Source organism: Pseudogracilibacillus sp. SE30717A, from assembly GCF_037071985.1.
Taxonomy (GTDB): domain Bacteria; phylum Bacillota; class Bacilli; order Bacillales; family Amphibacillaceae; genus Pseudogracilibacillus.
Genome location: NZ_JAXHDF010000006.1, coordinates 273,529 through 295,806, shown reverse-complemented (window position 1 = coordinate 295,806; position 22,278 = coordinate 273,529). Strand labels below are relative to the sequence as shown.

Annotated in this window: 23 protein-coding genes; 9 read left to right on the top strand and 14 right to left on the bottom strand. The window is 33.9% G+C overall.

The annotated features are described in order from the left end of the window. Positions 1-99 precede the first annotated feature (99 nt). From SPD48_RS12010 to mutY, 4 genes are all read right to left on the bottom strand, one after another. On the bottom strand, positions 100-1,863 hold the full coding sequence (locus SPD48_RS12010) for an ABC transporter ATP-binding protein (RefSeq protein WP_336258350.1): 1,764 nt from the start codon (positions 1,861-1,863) through the stop codon (positions 100-102). Positions 1,864-1,898: 35 nt separating this feature from the next. Continuing rightward, a complete protein-coding gene (locus tag SPD48_RS12005) occupies positions 1,899-2,423 on the bottom strand; it encodes a DUF402 domain-containing protein (protein ID WP_336258349.1) in 525 nt (174 codons plus the stop codon). 154 nt (positions 2,424-2,577) lie between these two features. Beyond that, on the bottom strand, positions 2,578-2,742 hold the full coding sequence (locus SPD48_RS12000; RefSeq protein WP_336258348.1) for a gamma-type small acid-soluble spore protein: 165 nt from the start codon (positions 2,740-2,742) through the stop codon (positions 2,578-2,580). A 67-nt stretch (positions 2,743-2,809) separates the two neighbouring features. Continuing rightward, entirely contained in the window at positions 2,810-3,895 is a 1,086-nt protein-coding gene (gene mutY, locus SPD48_RS11995; RefSeq protein ID WP_336258347.1) for an A/G-specific adenine glycosylase, read from the bottom strand. Between the two features lie 67 nt (positions 3,896-3,962). On the opposite strand from mutY, the gene SPD48_RS11990 reads away from it, so the two are divergent. Beyond that, entirely contained in the window at positions 3,963-4,949 is a 987-nt protein-coding gene (locus tag SPD48_RS11990) for a metal-dependent hydrolase (protein WP_336258346.1), read from the top strand. Positions 4,950-5,020: 71 nt separating this feature from the next. Here SPD48_RS11990 and SPD48_RS11985 read toward each other — a convergent pair whose 3' ends face one another. Next, entirely contained in the window at positions 5,021-5,356 is a 336-nt protein-coding gene (locus tag SPD48_RS11985; protein WP_336258345.1) for a YfhH family protein, read from the bottom strand. 35 nt (positions 5,357-5,391) lie between these two features. Beyond that, positions 5,392-6,189, bottom strand: a complete 798-nt coding sequence (recX, locus tag SPD48_RS11980) for a recombination regulator RecX (protein ID WP_336258344.1) — start codon at positions 6,187-6,189, stop codon at positions 5,392-5,394. Positions 6,190-6,260: 71 nt separating this feature from the next. On the opposite strand from recX, the gene SPD48_RS11975 reads away from it, so the two are divergent. From SPD48_RS11975 to SPD48_RS11945, 7 genes are all read left to right on the top strand, one after another. Further along, a complete protein-coding gene (locus tag SPD48_RS11975; protein ID WP_336258343.1) occupies positions 6,261-7,151 on the top strand; it encodes a TIGR01777 family oxidoreductase in 891 nt (296 codons plus the stop codon). 365 nt (positions 7,152-7,516) lie between these two features. Continuing rightward, complete coding sequence (locus SPD48_RS11970; RefSeq protein ID WP_336258342.1) at positions 7,517-8,074, top strand: GNAT family N-acetyltransferase; 558 nt, start codon at positions 7,517-7,519, stop codon at positions 8,072-8,074. An 810-nt stretch (positions 8,075-8,884) separates the two neighbouring features. Continuing rightward, positions 8,885-9,268: a GntR family transcriptional regulator gene (locus SPD48_RS11965; protein WP_336258341.1), complete on the top strand. Its 384-nt coding sequence runs from the start codon at positions 8,885-8,887 to the stop codon at positions 9,266-9,268. A gap of 1 nt (position 9,269) precedes the next feature. After that, entirely contained in the window at positions 9,270-10,364 is a 1,095-nt protein-coding gene (locus tag SPD48_RS11960; RefSeq protein WP_336258340.1) for a DUF1648 domain-containing protein, read from the top strand. 15 nt (positions 10,365-10,379) lie between these two features. Continuing rightward, a complete protein-coding gene (locus tag SPD48_RS11955) occupies positions 10,380-10,577 on the top strand; it encodes a PLD nuclease N-terminal domain-containing protein (RefSeq protein ID WP_336258339.1) in 198 nt (65 codons plus the stop codon). A 4-nt stretch (positions 10,578-10,581) separates the two neighbouring features. Then, positions 10,582-11,484 carry an ABC transporter ATP-binding protein gene (locus SPD48_RS11950; protein WP_336258338.1) on the top strand — a complete coding sequence of 301 codons (903 nt, stop codon included), beginning with the start codon at positions 10,582-10,584 and terminating at the stop codon, positions 11,482-11,484. Position 11,485: 1 nt separating this feature from the next. Further along, a complete protein-coding gene (locus tag SPD48_RS11945; protein ID WP_336258337.1) occupies positions 11,486-12,262 on the top strand; it encodes an ABC transporter permease in 777 nt (258 codons plus the stop codon). Between the two features lie 284 nt (positions 12,263-12,546). Here SPD48_RS11945 and SPD48_RS11940 read toward each other — a convergent pair whose 3' ends face one another. The 7 genes from SPD48_RS11940 to pdaA form a co-directional block, all read right to left on the bottom strand. Next, on the bottom strand, positions 12,547-13,263 hold the full coding sequence (locus SPD48_RS11940) for a hypothetical protein (protein WP_336258336.1): 717 nt from the start codon (positions 13,261-13,263) through the stop codon (positions 12,547-12,549). A gap of 2 nt (positions 13,264-13,265) precedes the next feature. Continuing rightward, positions 13,266-14,123 carry an ABC transporter ATP-binding protein gene (locus SPD48_RS11935; protein ID WP_336258335.1) on the bottom strand — a complete coding sequence of 286 codons (858 nt, stop codon included), beginning with the start codon at positions 14,121-14,123 and terminating at the stop codon, positions 13,266-13,268. Between the two features lie 3 nt (positions 14,124-14,126). Then, on the bottom strand, positions 14,127-14,489 hold the full coding sequence (locus SPD48_RS11930; RefSeq protein WP_336258334.1) for a GntR family transcriptional regulator: 363 nt from the start codon (positions 14,487-14,489) through the stop codon (positions 14,127-14,129). A gap of 170 nt (positions 14,490-14,659) precedes the next feature. Further along, positions 14,660-15,511 (bottom strand): SPFH domain-containing protein, encoded by an 852-nt coding sequence (locus tag SPD48_RS11925; RefSeq protein WP_336258376.1) that lies wholly within the window; start codon positions 15,509-15,511, stop codon positions 14,660-14,662. Between the two features lie 306 nt (positions 15,512-15,817). Then, entirely contained in the window at positions 15,818-17,950 is a 2,133-nt protein-coding gene (locus SPD48_RS11920; RefSeq protein ID WP_336258333.1) for an ATP-dependent Clp protease ATP-binding subunit, read from the bottom strand. 227 nt (positions 17,951-18,177) lie between these two features. Beyond that, positions 18,178-19,758, bottom strand: coding sequence for an acyl-CoA synthetase MbcS (gene mbcS / locus SPD48_RS11915; RefSeq protein ID WP_336258332.1), 1,581 nt, complete (start codon positions 19,756-19,758; stop codon positions 18,178-18,180). 86 nt (positions 19,759-19,844) lie between these two features. After that, positions 19,845-20,627 carry a delta-lactam-biosynthetic de-N-acetylase gene (pdaA, locus tag SPD48_RS11910; protein WP_336258331.1) on the bottom strand — a complete coding sequence of 261 codons (783 nt, stop codon included), beginning with the start codon at positions 20,625-20,627 and terminating at the stop codon, positions 19,845-19,847. Positions 20,628-20,770: 143 nt separating this feature from the next. Here pdaA and SPD48_RS11905 point away from each other — a divergent pair, with 143 nt between their 5' ends. Beyond that, positions 20,771-21,988 (top strand): dicarboxylate/amino acid:cation symporter, encoded by a 1,218-nt coding sequence (locus tag SPD48_RS11905; protein ID WP_336258330.1) that lies wholly within the window; start codon positions 20,771-20,773, stop codon positions 21,986-21,988. Here the strand turns inward: SPD48_RS11905 and SPD48_RS11900 are convergent. Continuing rightward, complete coding sequence (locus SPD48_RS11900) at positions 21,985-22,248, bottom strand: hypothetical protein (protein WP_336258329.1); 264 nt, start codon at positions 22,246-22,248, stop codon at positions 21,985-21,987. The genes SPD48_RS11905 and SPD48_RS11900 overlap by 4 nt on opposite strands. Positions 22,249-22,278: the final 30 nt, after the last annotated feature.

Here is a 22,278-nt window from a genome sequence, read left to right as displayed (position 1 = left end):
CTTCTTTATCTATATCTATGTTCTGACCTCTAATAATAGGACATGTTCTATAGGGCAATCTTATTTACAAAAAAAGAGAACCTCTATTAGGTTCTCTTTCTAGTTAACTAGTTCTGGACTAGCATCAAAATCCTGGACTTGATATAAATCATAGTAACTTCCCTGTTTACGCATTAATTCCATATGAGTACCAACTTCTGTAATTTGACCATGTTCAATCACAACTATACGATCAGCGTGTGTAATTGTAGCTAGTCGATGAGCAACAATAAATGTCGTTCTGTCAGCCGCTAACTTCTCAAGTGCTTCCTGTATCGTATGTTCACTTTCTAAATCTAGTGCAGAAGTGGCTTCGTCAAAGATTAAAATAGGCGGATTCTTCAAAAACACACGAGCTATCGCAATACGCTGTTGTTGACCGCCTGATAATTTTACCCCGCGCTCTCCTACTAACGTATCGTATTTTTGTGGCAAAGCTTCAATAAACTCATGAGCATTTGCTGCTTTGGCCGCTGCGATTACTTCTTCATCTGTAGCCTCTGGGTTACCCATTCGGATATTCATCGCAATAGATTCACTAAACAAAATATTATCTTGTAGTACCATTCCAATATTATTTCTTAAAGATCGTTGAGTGGCATCACGAATATCGATTCCATCTACTTTAATCGAACCTTCCGTAACATCATAAAAACGAGGAATCAAACTAATTAATGTCGATTTCCCACCACCGCTCATGCCAACAAAAGCGATCGTTTCTCCTTTTGAAACATGTAAATTTACGTTCTTCAATACTGTAAGTTCTTCTTCATTGTACTGGAAGGAGACATTTTCAATCTGAATCTCCCCTTTTACTCTACCTAATTCAACTGCATTTTCCTTATCGTATACGTCGTATGGTTCATTCATAAACTCAAATACTCTGTCGATCGATGCAATTGACTGTGTCAATGTGGTAGATGCATTAATAAGTCTTCTTAATGGACTGTATACACGCTCCATATACCCTACAAAAGCAACCATTGTTCCGACAGTTAAACTTCCAGTTATTACTTGGTATCCCGCAAATGTAATTACAAGCAACGGTGCTAAATCAGTAATCGTGTTTGTCGCAGCAAATGTTTTTGCGTTCCATTTTGTATGTTCAATAGCCTTTGTTAAAAAGTTATGGTTTCTATGATCAAATTGTTCTTGCTCATAATCTTCTAAAGCAAAACTCCTCGTCACGGAAATTCCTTGTACACGCTCATGCAAATGGCCTTGTACTTCAGCCAATGCTTGTGAACGCTCCCTTGTTAATTTTCGAAGCTTTGCATAAAAATATTTAACTGAAAGTCCATATAACGGAAAAAGAATAATCGAAACAATTGTCAATTTGACATCCATTGTCATCATAATTCCAATGGCGATTAAAATGGTTACCATATCGAGCCAAACATTCATTAGCCCGGTAATGACAAATGTCTTTGTTTGCTCCACGTCATGAATTACCCGGGAAATGATTTCTCCTGTTTTTGTATTGGAATAATACTTTAGACTAAGCCGTTGGATATGATCAAAAAGACGATCTCTTAAATCATACAAAATTTTGCTGCCGACAAGTTGAGCAAGATATTGTCTGATATACTCGATTGGTGGTCTTAAAATAAGAAAAATGGTGAAGGATACTCCCATTAACCAAAAAAGCTGATGCAGCTTTTCGGATTGTGCCATATCTCCTTGAATAATATTGTCAATGACATATTTTAAAATAAGCGGTATAAGTAGAGGGATAGCAAACTTAAAAATTCCGATAATAATTGTCCATATTATATGCCATGTATATGGCTTAACATATTTCATATATTGTTTTATACTGCTCATGATCAAACTTCCTTTTTCAGCATACTCTTAAAAAATTATTTACCATTAATAAATTGGAACCATTTATTTGGAAATGATTGTTTAAAAGGACCTTTTTCAGTTTCGATCCAATCTATTAACATGTGCAAACCTTCGTCAACAGACTTTTTGATAGCTGAAGAATAAGCATACGTTTCTGCGTTATCCTTAAAGTCCTGTTGATCAACTATTTGATAGTCTAAATTTGATTGAACAATTACATCGATATCATAATCAATATATTGTAATGTTTGATTTTTATACGTAACTGGGGAACTGAGATTACAGTAATAATAGTAATCATTTTTTTCGAATAAAGTAATAATATTAAACCAATAACGTTTGTCAAAATAAAAAATAGCCGGCTCAGTCGTTTCCCACTTCTGTCCATCTGACTCTTCGACTATTGTTTCATTGTTCGCTCCAATTAATTGATCATTATTATGAAATAATATAATATTTTCTTTCCAACACCTATGCAATTGTTTATTATGTTTTAAACTGACAATCTCAACTTTAGAACCAATCTTAGGAAACCCCATAGTTTTTTCCTTTCGTCCATTGATATATTCAGTATACAGTTTGGTACTTGAGAATAAAAGTTTCTTGTTTATGTATGATTTCCTAATATGAAGTTTAGGTCAAATACAAACAAAAACTTCCCTGCTTTTTAGGAAAGTTTTTGTTTGTGATATGTTATTTTTTGTTTTGCTCTGACTGTTGATTTCGTCTTTTTACTTCTTGTGCATCAGTTTCTGAAGCAAACTCAGTTCCGTATTGTCCTTGAGCTGCTTGTTGATTTTGTTTTCTAACTTTTTGAACGTTTGTTCCTGCACTAGACTGCTTAGGATTTTTTGCCATCTTTATCACCTCCGCAGTATTTAACTTGTCCAATTCAAGGAAAGTTATCCGAAAGTGTATAATGGTATTAAGTGGAAATAGTGTCCTTCCAAATTTCTCTGACTTTCAAGTGAGATACCGGGAATGGAAAGGTTTCTAATTCTTTCTCCGACACAAATTGTAAAGATGATCCTTGCTCCACTTTTATCGATAAGTTTTCTAAGTAGTTGGCTTGGTAAATCGTTAAATTCCAAATTTTATGCGAAAACACATGTTTTACTGTCCCTAATTCGTGTGCAACTTTTATTTTTAATCCATACTTCTGTTTTACAACCATTTCAATATCATTTCCATCCGTTGGAATCATTGGAAATTGCCACATATTAGCGAGTAATCCCTCGCTTGGTCTTTGCTCAATTGCTACTCTATTTTGATCATCTGTAAGTAATAAAACATGATAAGAAACTACACGCTGTTTTTTCTTTTTCATCTTAACAGGCAACTTTTCCTGAATCCCTTCTTCAAATGCTCGGCATTCTTGTTGAACGGGACATAATAAGCATGAAGGAGAGCGTGGTGTACAAATTAATGCTCCAAGTTCCATTAACCCCTGATTAAATGAAGATGGATCCTTTTTACTTATTACCTCTCGAACAATTTCCTCAAATTTCTTTCTTACTTTTTGTTCACTAATATTATCTTTTATTAATAATACCCTTGATAATACACGCATTACGTTTCCATCTACAGCTGGCTCTGGCTTATTAAAGGCAATAGATAAAATAGCTCCTTTTGTGTATGGACCGACACCTTTTAGTTCACCTAGTTCCTTAGGATTATCTGGTACTACCCCATTGTAAGTTTCAACAACTTCTCGTGTCGCTTCTAATAAATTGCGAGCTCTTGAATAATAACCTAGCCCTTCCCAGTCTTTTAACACATCTTGCTCATCTGTTAAAGCTAAATCAAAAATAGTTGGATAATGTTCCATAAACTTCTCATAATAAGGAATAACGGTATCTACTTTAGTTTGTTGCAACATAATTTCTGAGACCCATATTTTATAGGGATCAATCGTTTCTCTCCAAGGCAACTCCCGTTTATTTTCTTCATACCATGAAATCAACTTCGTTTGAAACGATAAAATGTCAAATTTATGTAACGTTTTATTCATCAAATAATCACCTCTATATGTTACAATTGCACTATACCTTTAAGTCAAAGGAGGACAAATTCTATATATGGATACAGGAACCCATGTAGTAATGGGAATCGCACTAGGAGGCCTTGCAACATTAGATCCCGTCGTAGCGAATGACCCAATCTTATTTAATGCTGTTTTGGTCGGCACTCTTGTTGGTTCACAAGCACCTGATTTTGATACTGTATTAAAGTTAAAAAATAACGCAGTATATATTCGAAATCACCGTGGGCTAACACATTCAATTCCGGCAGTCATTTTTTGGGGCGTTTTTATTTCTGCTATGATTTATCTATTTGCACCTGAAGTAAATTTCCTTCATCTTTGGCTATGGACATTTTTAGCAGTGATCATTCACGTATTTGTAGATATATTTAATGCGTACGGAACTCAAGCCTATCGCCCGTTTACTCATAAATGGGTTGCATTGGGTTTCATTAATACGTTTGACCCGTATATTTTCTTCCTCCATGTGGGTGGAATTATTGCATGGATCTTAGGGGCTAACCCAGGAACAACGTTTTTAATCATTTACGCGGTTATTGCCCTCTATTATATTAAACGTTATTTTGATAAAAGGGAAATCGTTAAAAAAATACATGAATATTTTCCAACTACAGAAGAAGTGGCAACTTCACCAACAATGAAACAAAATTATTGGAGAATTGCTATCACAACTAAAGATCGTTTTTATGTAGGAACAGTTGAAAATGGACATATTCAATTAATGGATGAATTTGAACGAATTGAATTACCTAAATCAGAAATTATTGAAGTAGCTAAAACAGACAAGAATATCGAAGCGTTTCTCTCATTCTCTCCGGTATATCGTTGGGAAGTTGTAGAATATGACCGATTTACTGAAGTACGTTTTACAGATTTACGTTATCGCTCAAAAGGATATTATCCGTTCGTTGCTGTCGCCCAAATCAATGAAAAGTTAGAAATAATGAATTCTTACACCGGTTGGATATTCTCTGAACAAAAGTTACAAAAGAAATTGTTTTTTGGAGACAGTCCAACTTAGTAATTTAACTTAACATAAATGATAAAAGTGAAGCGTTATTAGGTATACATCCCAATAGCACTTCACTTTTCTTATTCTTCTTCTTTCTTACCTAGCAAGGAGATTGGTAGTGCTTCTTCCTGTTCACGTTGTTCTCCTAGTAAATTAATTCGATGTCCCCATGCCATAACTCCATTAATATAATTAATTTTAAATTTATATCCTGGATCTCCATTTAGTTCATGAACATCATTCGGTTGGAACTCATCAGGATTTAACATATATGAGGAGACAATTTGCATTTTTCTTTCATAAATTGCTACTTTGTTTATTTCACCTAACTGCTCAGCTTTTTGTGCCTTTTCTTTTAATTCGCCTAATTCTTGTCGCAATTGTTCGATTGTATAATCACTATATCTGAAATTCATATTATCCATCTCCTTTCACATCGTCTATTCTACAGTTAATCATCTAAATCTGCTACATATTCGTTAATTAACTCTCCTTGAAACCCTCGTTGATATAAACTTGCTTTTAATTTCATTTTTAATTCATACCCTGAATACCTTTTCTTATATCTATTATATAATTTATCCGCTTGTTTTTTCAAAGCTGCTAATTCTTCTTGTTTGTCTAGCGGAGGTGTGACTTCAGTTATGACTTGATGTATTACATCATTTTGATATCCTTTTTGTGTTAATTTAAGTTTTAACTGTTCAATTTGCTTATTGTACGAATGACTGCTTTTTCGTTTCATCTGTTTCTCCGCCCATTTTAATGCCGTTTCAACTTGTTGATCATACCCATACTGTTTAACGGCTTCCTTGGCGATTTCTACAGCAACTCCCTTATCTTTTAATTCATTAACAATTAGTCTTGGTCCCTTTGATGAATGATTTATACGGTCTCGGACAAATGAATTGGCAAACTCTAGATCATTAATATGTTTTTCTCTTTCTAACCGATTAACAATCTCCTCAATAACATCGGGGGCCACTTCTTTTTTTTGTAGATAAGTTTCGATTTCTCGTTTTGATCGCATCCGATAACTTAAAAAATGAATTGCTTGTATATATGAACGATGAAACGATTCATGTTCCGTAATTTTTTCAATTTCATTTTCCGATAAGTGTAAACCTTTGCGTAAATTGTATTTGATTAAAATGTCTTCCGTTACACTAAAGGAGTATGATTCATCTAGAAAGATATTATAACGATCAGCAATTTTCTTTTGTTTAGAAATTTTTGTAACCGTTGGCAATTGACTCACCTCTATCTATATCATAACATGAATAATAAGATATGCTGTTTAAAAAAGAGGAGGCGGTTTTGATGAATATAATTATGACCGGAGGGACGGGTTTTATTGGAAGTCATTTTGTTAATAAACTGGTTAACGAAGGTCACCATGTCTATGTAATAACCCGATATCCACGGACACATAAAGATACAGAATCAATTTCCTATATTAGCTTTGATTATCCAGTGAAAAGGCTGCCCCTTATTCATGCAGTTGTTAATCTAGCTGGCGAATCCCTCTTCGGCTATTGGTCAGATAAAAAGAAAGACGCAATCATTTCTAGTCGAGTACAGGCTACTGAAGTCTTAATCCAAATGATAATGCAGATGGAGGAAAAACCTAAAGTTTTCCTTTCCGGTTCTGCCATTGGTTATTATGGAATGGCCTCAGATTTAATTTTTACCGAAGCAACAAAAAGACCAGGTAATGATTTTTTAGCAAACGTTGCAACTACATGGGAAAATACGGCATATTATATAGAAGATTTAGGGATTAGAACAATATATGCCCGATTCGGAGTCGTATTAGACAAAAATGAGGGTGCATTACCACTAATGGCTTTACCGGTGAAACTATTCATAGGCGGAAAAATCGGTAAAGGAGATCAATGGATTTCTTGGATACACATAAAAGATTGCGTTCATTTGCTTTATTATATGTTAATTGAACCATCTTTTCATGGACCAGTTAATATTACAGCACCTCACCCACTACGGAATAAAGATTTTATCAACGTGTTGACTAAAACTTTACGTAAGCCAAATATGATAACCACCCCTTCTTTCCTTTTAGAATTAACATTAGGAGATATGCATCAATTAATAACTTCTGGACAATATGTTCTTCCCCAAAAAGCATTGGATCAGCAATTTACATTTGCTTATCCTTATCTTGAAAATGCACTGGCAGATGTTTATCAATAAAACAGTAGAAATGCTTTACTTATAAGGTTTTTTGAGACTCTGACACAATTTCGTAATGACTAAAAAATTTCTTTTATTTTTTTAAATTTAGGTATTCCCTTTTTGGTAATACCCGTGTTAAAATAGATTGAATCAAAAATTCAATATGCTTTTTAACTGTTTATTATTAAAATTAAATAAAAACATACTTAGTTTTAAAGGGAAGGCAAATGGTGCGCCACCAGAATAATTTTCTGGTTCTAGTAGGTTCGATTCCTACCCCGAATTTTCGTTGACCGTTAACTAAAATTCGTGGGTGTCCACCATTCCGGACTTCTCCCTTGTTAGGGCACCCAACTTAATTACAAGAAGGAGGGTGCATTTTCATGCTCAAAAAACGGGATTTACATGAAGTACCTACATTATTTGAATTATCTTATCATCCGGATGTGTATCCGTATATACGTCACAAAGCAGCAACATGTGATGAATTCTATTTCTTAACAAAACATACAATGGAAGCAGAAAATAATGGAGAAATTATTTCTAGGACCATTTTAGATGAATATGAACAACCTATTGGCACAATAAATTTATTTGATATTCATAATAGAAGTGGATTTTTAGCAACATGGATCGGGAAACCGTATTTTGGTAAAGGATATAACAAGATTGCGAAGCAAGAATTCCTTGATGAGCTATTTTTCACGCTTGATATTGAAACTGTCTTTATGAAAGTGAGAAAAACGAATTTGCGCTCCTTAAAAGCCGTTTCAAAATTAGATTACGTAGCACATGCAAATGAGTTATATCCGGAAGTATATCAAGCCATTAACAAAAATGAAGAAGTTTATGACCTTTTCGCTATTACAAAAGAACATTATGTGACATACGTACAATTTACTCAAATTGCTGTCCAAGAAACAGCCGAAGTTGTTTCTTAAAAATATGTTTAAAAGCTGTTCCCTCACTTCAGGGAGCAGCTTTTTTAATTACTTTTTGCACTTATAAAGTTAGTTCAAACAAATACTTAGATTAACTAGGTAAGGTTTCCAAACCTTATCTTGATCAAGATAAGGATATTTTACACAAAAGATAAAAACTGTGTGGTACTGCTTGTTTTCCGCTACGGACTATTGCTTTCAGCACAGACATAAGTGCGACATCTGGGACTACAAAAGGTTCGTCCCATCGAGAACCATTTGCTGTTACCACAGGAGTCAATGGTCCATCACTCCAAACACCCGCGAGTACCACCCTAGCGAAGGAAATACACGTAGACTCCTGCGGGAAGAGAGCGAGGCCACTGAAAAGGTCCATATAAATCACACGTATTTGTTTCATCCAGATTTACTACGCTTTCCACGGGCAACGCCTCAACTAATTTTATAAGTTTTTAAAAACTTATGAAATGGATTTTCGGCTGTTGCTTTTCCTGTAGGAGTCTTCGTAAATCTGGATTTCACACAAACAATATATAATAACTTTCCCCGTTTAATTAATCATTTAATTGTATATAAATTTTTCAAACAAACAGTTACTTGAATTCAGCTAAGGAAGTGCATCTTCCAACTCCCCAAAACTGCAAATGCTGAAATTAATCTATATTATTTTCATACGCTTCTATCTTAAAAAAATCCCACTTCGAAAGAAAAAAGCGTTCATGTTTAAATTTTTTCTAATTTCCTATAGACTTTTACTATTTGCGTGTTATACTACATATATAACAAATATTATGTATAAGGTTGATAAATATGTATATACAATTAGATTTTGAATCCGATATTCCTATTTATGAACAATTAAAAAATGAAATCATAATTGGTATCGCTAAACAAAAGTTACTTCCTGGGGAACGCTTACCATCTGTCCGGGCTTTAGCTAGTGACATTGGTATTAACTTACATACGGTGAATAAAGCTTATCAACAATTAAAACAAGAAGGTTTTTTACTTATTCATCGTCAGAAAGGAGTAGTTGTTAATCCAGAAGGAGCTCCGAAGGCGGATGACGATTATGAAAAAAAATTAAGGGAAACACTTCGGCCATTAATTGCGGATACAATTTGCCGGGGAATGAGAAAAGAAACGTATTTAAAACTATGCAATGATATTTTTCAAGAAATAGAAGGTGAATAAAATGAATGGACCATTATTACTTTCCATTGTCATATTCGTACCAATGATATTTGTAGTTGCTTTTACTCCTTTTTTAACAAGAAAAACAGAAAACTTTGGTGTCTCCATTCCAGAATCACTTTATAATCGTGAAGACTTTAAAACAATGCGAAAAAAATATGCAGTCACATTGATTATAATCGGTTTGCTCTTTTGTATTAGTTATGCAATACTCTCTTTCCAACTGAGTGAAAATATAATTACTATTTTATTTACAATTATTATTGTCACCTATCTAATCTTCGGTTTTCTTCTCTATCTTCCGTTTCATTATAAAATGAAACAAATTAAAGAGTCAGAGAACTGGAAATCTACTAAGTCACAAACCATTGTTGTCGATATGAAATTCCGCCAAGAAATATTAGTTTATTCAAACTGGTGGTTTCTCACTTCAGCATTAATTATTATTGTTACATTATTGCTTACTTTTATTTACCTGAATAGAATTCCCGAGAAACTTCCAATGCATATAGATTTTTTCGGTAATATATCATATGAGGAAAAGTCTTTTGCGACGTTATTGTTTATTCCTGGAATGCAATTAGCTTTACTTGTCTTATTTATCTTTCTTAACCTTATTATCAAACATACAAAACAGCAAGTGAGTGTCGCCAATCCTGAACGATCAAAAAAACAAAATATTATTTTTAGAAAAAGATGGTCAGCCTATTTAATTTGTCTTGGCGGTTTGATAGAACTTTTGCTTATGTATACTCAATTAACATTCATCTTTCCACAATTAACTAAGTATACAGAAATAATTATTTTTAGTTTTGTTTTTCTGATCCTCCTAGGTACTTTACTCTTAGCTTTTATTACTGGGCAAGGTGGAAGTAGAATTAAATTAAATGAACACACTTCTGATCAAGTAATCGATCGTGATGATGACCAATACTGGAAGTTAGGTCAGTTTTATGTAAATAAAAATGATCCAGCAATTTTCGTGGAAAAACGTTTTGGTGTTGGATGGACAAATAATTGGGCACATCCATTATCTTGGATTGTTGTTATAGGAATTCTGTTAGTCATTCTTATTCCGGTATTACTATTAAGTTAAAAGGGGGTTTTTTGGATGGAAGCTTTAACCGATATTAATTGGGGAATAATTGTACCCTTTATCATTATTCAAGCAATCTTAATGATAATTGCTTTAATCGACTGGGTGCGAGTTGAAAAAACAAATGGCCCGAAACTAGTTTGGCTATTCATTATTTTATTCATCACTACTTTCGGACCTATCTTATATTTTATCTTTGGAAGAAGGGATTAAAAAAATGGCTATTTTAACTGTTAAAAATGTTTCCAAAAAATACGGTTCTCAAACCGTTGTGGACGATATTAGTTTTGATCTTGAGTCTAATAAATGTATCGCCTTAATCGGTCCAAATGGAGCCGGAAAAACGACTACATTACGGATGCTGACGGGATTAATCAAACAATCTTCCGGTTCTATTAGTTTTTTAAGCAGTGAACAAAAAGATTTTAGATTTTGCACGGGCTACTTGCCGCAATACCCTGTCTTTTACAACTGGATGACTGGCTTTGAATACTTAATTTTCTGTGCAAAGCTTGCTTACATCGATAAGAAAGAAGCAAGATCTAGAGCACTAAACTTATTAGACAAAGTAGGATTAACAGAAGCAAAAAATAAACGAATTGGAAGTTATTCTGGTGGGATGAAACAACGACTTGGCATTGCTCAAGCGATCATTCATCAACCTAAACTTGTTATTTTAGACGAACCTGTCTCTGCCTTGGACCCATTAGGTAGAAGAGAAGTTCTGACCTTAATGGAAGAGCTGAAACAGGAAATGACCATACTTTTTTCAACCCATATATTAAATGATGCAGATGAAATTAGTGATGAATTACTATTATTACACGAAGGTAAAATTATTGAAGCTGGTTCCATGCAACGTTTAAGAAATAAATATCAGTCAGACACAATCGAGTTAGAATTTGAAAAGGGCACAAAAAACTATATAAGTGACATTCAAGCATTAGAAACTGTATTAGCCGTTACTAGTAATAAACATACAATCCATGTATCTGTCACTGAAATTAATAGTGCCCGTAAAGAGATTTTAGAGGCAGCGACTAAAAATAATTGGCCGTTAGTTAATTTCACAATAAAACGTGCTTCCCTTGAAGATATGTTCATGAAGGCGGTGAGTTAATATGCAATGGATAACGATGTTTAAAAAAGAAGTTTTGGAAAGTTGGAGAAATAAAAAATGGATATGGGTTCCAATTGTGATGATGTTACTTACTATGATGGATCCAATTTCATACTATTACTTACCTGAGATTATCAATTTAGCTGGAGGAGTTCCTGAAGGGACTATTATAGAGATTCCCAGCTTAGCACCGACTGAAGTAGTTATGATGAGTCTCGAACAATTAAGCTTGTTTGGTGTCTTCATTATAGTTTTAACTTCAATGAGCACTATTGCAGGAGAGCGACAAAATGGAACTACTGAAATTATTTTGGTAAAACCGATTAAACACCATAATTATGTCACTGCTAAATGGACTGCTTTTCTATTACTTATATGGTTTGGCCTCTTTTTAGGAATGCTTATAAACTGGTACTATACGAATCTATTATTTGGAGATCTAAGTTTTCTAACGATGGTTAAAATCGTCATGTTTTACGGTTTATGGTTTACGCTCGTATTAACTATTTCTATTTTTTTCAATACATTATTTAAAGTTCCTGGCTTAGTAGCCGCATGTACAGTCATTACATTATTAATTTTAAGTGTCATCAACATGATTTTCGGGCATAAACTTACTTTATTTCCTAACCAGTTATCTACGTATATTTATCAAATGATAGAAACTAATTCGATTTCAAATCAATTAGTAGGCACTTCTGTGATCATATTATTTCTATGTGGCATTCTGCTCTTTTTATCGATCTATTTGTTTAAAAATAAAGAAGTCATGAATTAGATGGATTGTTACATTAAATAAAAAGAGGCTGAGACAAAAGTATTTTTTATTAAAGAAAAGACGAACGATCCTTGATGAATAATAGCTTCGGAAATATACTTCGCTTTCCACGGGCACGGCCTTAGCTTCTGTAGCTCCTCGACTTGAGTCGCTACAGAGATCTTCGGACGCGTGCTGTTCCCGTAGGAGTCTACGTATATTTCCTACGCTAAACTAACATATTGTTCGCCTTTTCTGTAGCTAGTTTTATATAATTTCCCACCCTCTTTTTCAATTCAACTACTCTAAATCGTTATTCGTCTCATTAATATGAATGAGAGTAAGTATATAATTATTCCTACCGCAAATAGTTGATAGAAGAATGTGAAATGGAAGTTTTCAAATAATTTTACAAAGAAAGATGTTACCCATCCACGAGATATAGCTAAAATGAACATCAACATAACAACACCTAAAGTACCAAATCCACCGATCAATCCATAGCGATAAAAGATCAACCCCAAAATTAGTGTTAGCGATATAAAGAAGAAGGTAAGGGACATATCAATGAAAACTCTACTTATCCATGTACTGTCCATGAACAGGTCTGCAAAATGAGTGATCGTCAGAGTTATGTTACCATCACTATATGAAATAAACCCTCCCATGGTATCTCCATATACGCGTTCAAGGGATGAATGAATCGTATTCGCAATGACAGAGTTAATAAGTGAAATTCCGCATAAAAGAATACCAGTGCTTATAAACAAACTCTTCCTCGTAACTCCCATTTTGATTAAAAATGGTATCACGTTCTTAACAATGTGAAAACCAAAAATTGCTCCAAATATATAGATTGGTATCGAAAAATTAAATGCGATGATCCCCTCTTCACTTTTTATAAGTAAATCAGCTAGTATGGTTAGAGCTAGAGTTCCAATCATAATTGACCAAAAAATAATAAAAGAATAGCGTAAGTTTGCTTGTAAATAATATAATGATCCTTTCAATTCTCTTTGCATTCTTATGCTCCTCTCTCTGTTTCTGTAAGATAGATCATCAGATCTTGGATAGGGATTCCTTCAACCTGCAAATTAGATTGATTTGCTTCTTCTCTATCCCCATAAATATAAGCTGTCATTACATTGGCAAGTTGCTTCGTTTTCATTACTTTTTTATTACAAATAAATTTCTTTACTTCTTCAATCTCTCCAGTGACAGCACATGTTTTATCTCTTAATGTATCAGCTGTTTCTTGTAAAATAAGTTTTCCTTCTTGTAAAATCAATACTTCCTCAAATAATAGACTGACTTCATCGATTAAATGAGTCGAAAAAATGATCGTACGTTTCTCTTCCTCATATTCCTCTAGTAAAATATCATAAAATTTTCTTCTGGCAGCAGCATCCATTCCTATATACGGTTCATCAAATATAGTAATTGCAGCCTTGCTAGCTAAGCCAACAATGACACCAAGCGCAGAACTCATTCCTTTAGATAACGTTTTAACCCGTGCTTTTCCATTCAGTTTATATTCCTTCAATAATTCATCAGCTAATTGTTGATCCCATTTTGGATATAGCAAGGAACATGCTTTGATTATTTGGTGAATTCTCATATCTTTATTAAAGTTATCTGCTTCTTTAATTAAACATATTTCTTTAACCACTTCTCGATTATCAAAAGGAGATTTTCCATTCACTAATACTTCTCCATCCGTGGCAAGCTGATGCCCTGCCAAAATTTCCATAAACGTTGTCTTTCCTGCTCCATTTCGACCGAGTAATCCATAAATTTTAGGTTCATGTAACGAAAAGGATACATTTTCTAACGCATATTTTGTCTGGTATTTTTTTGTTACATTTTTCACTTCAATTTGCATCTGTTATTCACCCTCTTTTATCATTTTTATCAACTGATCGGAAGAAATCTGTAATTTATTCGCTTCGTTTTTTAAAGGAATTATATAATGGTCAATAAATTGTTTCCTACGCTTTTCAGTTAAAATTTCTTTTGCATCTTCGGTAACGAACATGCCTACACCTCTTTGCTTTCTTAAAATATTTTCTCCTACTAGCTCATTAATCCCTTGTCTGGCAGTAGCAGGGTTTATTTTATAAAATTTAGCTAATTCATTTGTAGAAGGGACTCTTTCACCAATCTTGATCGTTTCATTTATAATGGAGTCTTCTATATATTCTTTGATTTGTATATAGATTGGTCTGCTGTCATCTAGTTTATTTTTCAATTGCCACCACCCTTTCCCGTTAGGTTAGTTACATCTATAACTAACTATATAACCAATTAACAAGATTGTCAATAGACTAATTAAACAGTAAAAAACATCCTCAAAGTTAAATTAGAGATTCTAACTTATAAAGGATGCTTTTTATTTTTCAACATATATATTAAATGTTGTTATCCATTTTCCTGAATGGATCCTGTATTAATGATTGGTTGAGTACCATTATCTGCAACAATTGACACTAGTAGATTATTGATCATAATCATTCGTTTCTCTTCATTTAACTTTACAACCCCAGTCTGTTCTAACTGTTCAATAGCATCTTGCACCATTCCTACCGCTCCCTCAACAATTTGTTTACGGGCTGCTACAATAGCGCTTGCCTGTTGTCTTTGTAACATCGCTTGTGCAATTTCAGTTGAATATGCTAAATGAGTTAAGCGGGCTTCCATAATGTCAACTCCTGCTACATATAGTCGCTCATGCACTTCGGTCTTTAATTCATCTGAAATTTCTTCCGCATTTCCTCTCAATGTAAGTTCCGTTTCATCAAAACTGTCATATGGATATTTTGTTGCTACTGCACGTAATGCCGTTTCGCTTTGAATTTCAACAAATTCCTCATACTGATCAACATCAAAGACTGCCTTGGCAGAATCAACAACTCGAAATACAATTACTGCCGCAATTTCAATTGGGTTACCATTTATATCATTCACTTTTAATCTTCTACTATGAAAGTTTCGTACTCGAAGTGAAATTTTTCTACGTACCGAGAATGGAATTGTTATTATTAATCCTTCTTTTCGGACGCTTCCTACATACTTTCCAAAAAACAAAACGACGACAGATTGATTCGGTTGAACTAAAGTTAGTCCTGTCGCTAATATAATTGCAATGACAAAAAAGAATATTCCGAGAAAAAAATGTTCATGTATAATATTAATTATTCCTACTCCTATTAAAACAGCTATGACAAGTACCCCTAAATAGCCATTCATTGACCATGCATCTCGTTCAGTAATCAATCTATATTCACTCCTAAAGCAGTTATACATACAGTTTTGCCAAAAAACTGAAAATACATAATTAATTGCTTCTAATTAGAATAAAGACCCTTTTCACTTCAGTAATGGATAAATAATTATATAGAAAATTTTCACTTGTTTATTTGTATAATGCTTTAAAAGTTTATCATCAATTAAGTATTTTTTTATTCATTTTCTGACCTTAATTCCAATCGCTTGCTGCCTCGTATTTCCCTCCAACTATTTATTTTTCTACAATACAAAAAAACCGCTAATATAAAATCAGCGGTTTAAAATTAATTTTTATGCAGTTTTAACGACGATATTTTCATCTTTCACTACGACAACAACTTGATCAACTTTTTCATTTTCCAATATTAAATCTGTTAATTGATTTTCAACTTTATCTTGAATAACTCGGCGTAAAGGTCTTGCTCCAAAACGAGAATCGTAACCAAGTTTAACTAATTCTTTTTTCGCTTCTTCTGTCACTTCAATTTTGATATTATTATCTTCAATTGTTTTTTCAAGATCATGAAGCATTAAATCAACAATTTCTAATAAGTTTTCTTCTGTTAATTCATTGAAAGAAACAATTCCATCAAATCGGTTTAAGAACTCTGGTTTGAAATAATCATTTAAGCTTTCAAATACAGAAGCTGCTTCACTTTCTTTTTCAAATCCGACAGATATCGGTTTAAAACCTGTTCCAGCATTACTTGTCATGATGATAACTGTATCTTTAAAGCTCACTCTTCTGCCGTGTGAGTCTGTTAAATGACCATCTTCCATGATTTGTAAGAACATATTTTGTACATCTGGATGTGCTTTTTCAATTTCATCAAGTAAGATAATGGAATATGGGTTGCGACGTACTTTTTCTGTCAACTGACCTGCTTCCTCGTGACCTACATAGCCTGGAGGTGAACCGATAATTTTAGAAACCGTATGTCTTTCCATATATTCACTCATATCTAATCGAATTAAGGATTCTCGAGTGCCAAATAATTCTTCAGCTAATACTTTGGAAAGTTCTGTCTTACCTACCCCAGTCGGTCCAACGAATAGGAAGGATCCAATTGGGCGATATTTTGATTTTAGTCCTGCACGGCTTCTGCGGATTGCTTTCGCTATTGTATCAACTGCTTCATCCTGGCCGATTACTTTCGCACGTAAATGTTCACTAAAGTTTCTCATTTTTTCTTGTTCATCTGCTTGAAGTTTGGTTACCGGAATCCCTGTTTTTTCTTCAATCATTTCTTCTACATCGTGAACCGTTACATGTGGACTCACTTCTTGTTTATTATCATTAGCTTTTTCAAGTTGTTTTTGTAATTGGATTTCTTGATAACGTAAGTTCGCAGCTCGTTCATAATCTTCTTGCTCGGCAGCTGATTCTTTTTCTGTTACTACTTTTTCTAATTGTTTTTTAATTGTTTCCGTATCTTGTTCTGCGTTTGCGAGATTTAAGCGAGATCCAACTTCATCCATTAGGTCTATCGCTTTATCTGGTAAAAATCTATCTTGAATATAGCGAGCAGACAAATTGACGAATGCTTCGACTACTTCATCTGAATAGATAACGCCATGAAAGTCTTCATAACGGCTTTTTAATCCTTGTAATATTTGAATTGTTTCATCTGTTGTAGGTTCTTTTACGATAATCGGTTGGAAACGACGTTCAAGCGCTGCGTCTTTTTCAATTTGACGATATTCTTTTAACGTTGTAGCACCGATAACTTGTAAGTCTCCTCTTGAAAGTGCCGGTTTCATAATGTTACCAGCATCCATCTGTGAACTTTCAGCTGTTCCTGCACCGACTAATAAATGAATCTCATCAATGAAGAGAATAATATCTGGTCGATTTTTTAATTCTTCGATCAGTTGTTTCATTCGTTCTTCAAATTGACCACGAATACCTGTATTTGCAACTAATGAAGCAACATCAAGTACATAAACTTCCTTGTTCATTAATTTCGCCGGTACATCCCCTTCGATCATTTTAAGCGCTAATCCTTCTGCTATTGCAGTTTTACCTACCCCTGGTTCACCAATTAAAACTGGGTTGTTTTTATTACGACGATTTAATGTCTCGATGACTCGTTTAATTTCATTGTCTCGACCGATTACGGGGTCAATTTTCCCATTACGGGCATTTTCTGTAACGTTTGTTCCCAATTCATCAAGTAAACCTCCACCACGGCCGCTATGTTGTTGCTTTGTTGATGCACTTCTTTTACTTTGACCTTGGGCAGATCCTTGAAAGAACTCATTTGAAAAGAAATCTCCGCCTTGGAAAAAGTTATTTGAATCTGTTATTTGATTTTGGATTTTTTGGAAACATTCACTACATAAATGCAACTGATGTCTTTCATTATTCAATTGCATCGCCATGTTTACAGTAGCTCTGTTTACTCCACATTGTTGACATTTCATATAGTTTGTCCTCCTTTAGACAAGTTTTTTATTTTATTTTCAAGTTAATTATTCATTTGACTTTGACTATATTTGACCTTTGATTTTATTATACACTGACTATCTTTGACTTTCAAGTACTTAATCTATTTTTTAAAATTTTTTCCCAAAACTGAGAAAAAACACGTACATATAGCGATTAACATAAAAAAGCCTTGTACAAATTATCGTACAAGACTTTCAATCATTTATTTATTTTTTGCACTCTTTTCGAGCTCTCGTAACTCTACACGACGAATCTTTCCAGAGGATGTTTTCGGTAATTCCTCTATAAATTCTATTTCTCGTGGATATTTATATGGTGCTGTATGTAATTTGGAATATTGCTGTAGTTCAGTCATTAAACTTTTCTCATCTACTACTTTTTCTTTAGGAACAATAAATGCCTTTACAATTTGTCCACGAATATCATCTGGACTACCCACTACGGCGCATTCTTGTACAGCTGGATGTTTTACAAGTACATCCTCTACTTCAAATGGTCCAATTGTGTATCCAGAGCTGACAATAATATCGTCATCTCGACCTTCAAACCAGAAATAGCCGTCTTCGTCTTTCTTCGCACGATCTCCAGTTATATAATATTCACCACGAACCGTTAACACTGTTCTATCTTTATCTTTATAATATTCTTTAAACAAGGCAGGACAATTTCGTTTTACTGCAATATCTCCTACTGTACCAACTTCGACAGGCTCGCCTAAATCATTAACAATCTCAACTTCGTTTCCTGGAGTCGGTTTTCCCATGGAACCAGGTTTAACATCCATTCCTTTCATAATACCTAATAATAATGTATTTTCTGTTTGCCCATATCCGTCACGGACAATAATGGAAAAATTGTTATCAAACACTTCGATTACTTCCCTGTTTAATGGTTCACCTGCAGAAACTGCACTATGCAAATGACTTAAATCAAAGTCAGCCAGATTTTCTAACTTTGCCATCATTCTATATTCAGTTGGTGTACAACAGAGGACATTAATTTCTTCTTCCTGAAGTAATGTTAAATACTTCTCTGCACTAAACCTTTCGTTATAAATAAAGCCTGTGGCACCTGAACCTAGTACTGACAGTAACGGACTCCACACCCATTTCTGCCAACCCGGTGCAGCTGTAGCCCATACAATATCATCATTTTTTATCCCTAACCAATTTGCTGCCACTGTTCGTAAATGAGCATATCCCCAACCATGAGTATGTACAACCCCTTTAGGGTTTCCAGTTGTTCCTGAAGTATAAGGTAAAAATGCAATATCATCTTTATTCGTAGCTAATAAATCCAATTTATCGGAAGCATTTTCTCTTAGGTCATCTAAGAAATACCAATCAGTCTTTTCTTCACCAATTACAAATTTCTTTAATTGATCATATTCCTTAATCCCTTCATAAACGGATGTAAATGAATGATAACTGACTACTCCATTCACTTCTCCATGGGTAACACGATACTGCAAATCCTCTGTCGTTAACATCTCTGAACTAGGAATAATTATTATCCCTGTTTTTAATGCTGCTAAATAGACTTCATACGCTTCTATAATCCGTGGAACCATTACGAGTAATTTGTCACCTTTTTTCAGACCTTCATTTAAAAACACATTTCCTATTTTATTGACGTTTTTAATCAATTGTTCATATGTAATTTCTTTTCTATTATTGGCACCGTCTTTATACTTTAATGCTATTTTCCCTTTGTTTACGGCATGTTTTTCAATTTCCATTACAATATTATATTTGTCCGGAGCTATTAAATCTTCATGATTCATACCATCATCTCCTAAGTCATCTTTCTTAATAGTATAGCAAACAGATCAGATGATTTAAATTATGATTCCTTAAAAAAAAGACATCTTTATAATAAGATGTCTTTTGGTAAAGCTTGTTTTTTCATTAAATCATCTAGACTTTTGAAAACATACCCCTCTTTCTTCAGATGTTTAATTACTTTTTCTAACGCTTTTGCATTATCTTCTGAGACAGTGTGAAGTAAAAGAATTGCTCCAGGGTGAATTTGTTCAGTGATTTCATTAAATGCATATTCCCATCCTTTTTGATTATCTGTTTCCCAATCTTTAAAAGCTAATGACCAAAATACATGCACATAGCCAAATTCACTTGCCCATTTTAATGTATTTTCATCAAACGTGCCCCGAGGTGGCCGTAAATACATTAATTCTTTTTGATCCGTTATTTCTGCAACGGCATCTTCCAACATGTCTAATTCTTTCTTCATTTTTTCTTTTGACTGCGTAGTAAAATCAGGGTGACTATATGAGTGATTCCCTACGATATGCCCTTCATCAACCATTTGCTTTACGAGCTCTGGAGTAGTTTCCACATAATGTCCAGTGACAAAAAAAGTTGCAGGAACCTGCTCTTTTTTCAAGACGCCTAATATTTCTTTTGTATACCCTTGTTCATATCCATTATCAAAAGTTAAATAAATCTCTTTATCAACTGGGTCAAGGTCCGCGTATATAGCATCATATTTTTCAATAATTTCACCAAACTTTCCAACCTCAGGTAGTTGATTGTCATCATTTTTTTTATATCCCCAACCATATCCATATACAGAATGTGTCATCGTAAAGAAAATGAAAAAACTTGCTACAACAAGAAAGATCTTAGACTTCATTTTAAAACTCCTTTTAGGTTTAGCTTCAACAAAATGAGTGAAAATATGTATATGACCTTATTTATGCAGTTGACAGTATACCAAGTTAGGACTAACATATAGTTTATATATCCTCATATACATATATTGAAAGGAGAGGGAATATGAGACTTTTAAAAGGGAATTTACTAACCCAAATTTTAATTGCATTTGTAATCGCTATCATTCTTGGTCTAATTTTTGGTAGCTCAATTGAAGTGTTAAAACCTTTAGGAGATTTATTTTTACGCTTGATTAAGTTTATTATTGCTCCTCTAGTGTTATCAACGCTTGTAATTGGAGTGGCTAGTATTGGAGACCCTAAATCATTAGGGCGTGTAGGAACTAAAACAATTAGTTATTATTTAATTACTACTGCTGTAGCAATTATCATTGGACTCGGAATGGCATTTATTATTAATCCAGGAAAAGGTCTTTCAATTAATGTGGAAAGTACAGAGGTAGAGGTGAATGAAACAGAAGGTGTCATTCAAACCTTTCTAAATATTGTTCCTGAAAACCCATTCACTTCACTTGCAGAAGGTAATATTTTACAAATCATTTTCTTTGCTATCTTTATTGGGCTTGCGATAACAATCATCGGAAAAAAAGCAGAACCGGTCTACAATTTCTTTGACGGGTTTGCTGAGTTGATGTTTTGGATAACTGGTGTGATTATGCGTTTTGCACCAATTGGTATCTTAGGCTTAGTTGCACCGATTATTGGTCAATATGGACCGTCTGTCTTATTGCCACTGTTAAAGATAATTATTGCTGTAGCGGTTGCATGTCTCATTCATGCCATCGTTGTTTATTCATTATCAGTGAAAACATTTGCAAAAATGAATCCATTTACTTTCTTCAAAGGGATTGCACCTGCCGCTATCGTAGCATTTAGTACGGCAAGTAGTGCAGGAACGTTGCCAGTCACTATTAAGAATACACAAGAAAACCTAGGGGTATCAAATAAGATCAGTAGTTTCGTTCTTCCTCTTGGGGCTACAATTAATATGGATGGAACTGCTATCTACCAAGGGGTTGCCGTTATATTTATTGCACAATTTTACGGATTAGATTTAACGTTTATGCAATTACTCACTGTTATCATTACAACTGTTTTAGCATCAATTGGAACTGCTGGAGTTCCTGGAGCTGGCATGATTATGTTAGCAATGGTATTGGGAGCAATCGGACTTCCACTTGAAGGGATCGCACTTATTGCTGGTATCGACAGAATCCTTGATATGTTTAGAACAACTGTCAATATTGTAGGTGATGCTTCTGCGGCAGTAGTTGTTGCAGGTACAGAAAATGAAATTGATCGGAAAGCATTTGAAAATTAATTCTGATGGTGTATTTTAGGTAAATACTTTGTAAAATAAGCAGCTAACAATAGAAATGAAACTATTAAAATCCATAAAAAGAGACCGAAAGAATGAGTCCATAATCCAATAGCACCTAAGATCCCTATCATATAGAAACAGATTGGAGTTAATAACGTCTTAAAACCGGTTATCGCATATTTTCTTCGCGATCGAAGTAAAAAAAATATAGAAATAATAAAAATAATACATGTGATTGCTGTTAAACTTATCCTTAACATTGTTTTTACCTCCTTATAGTAAGGGTAACA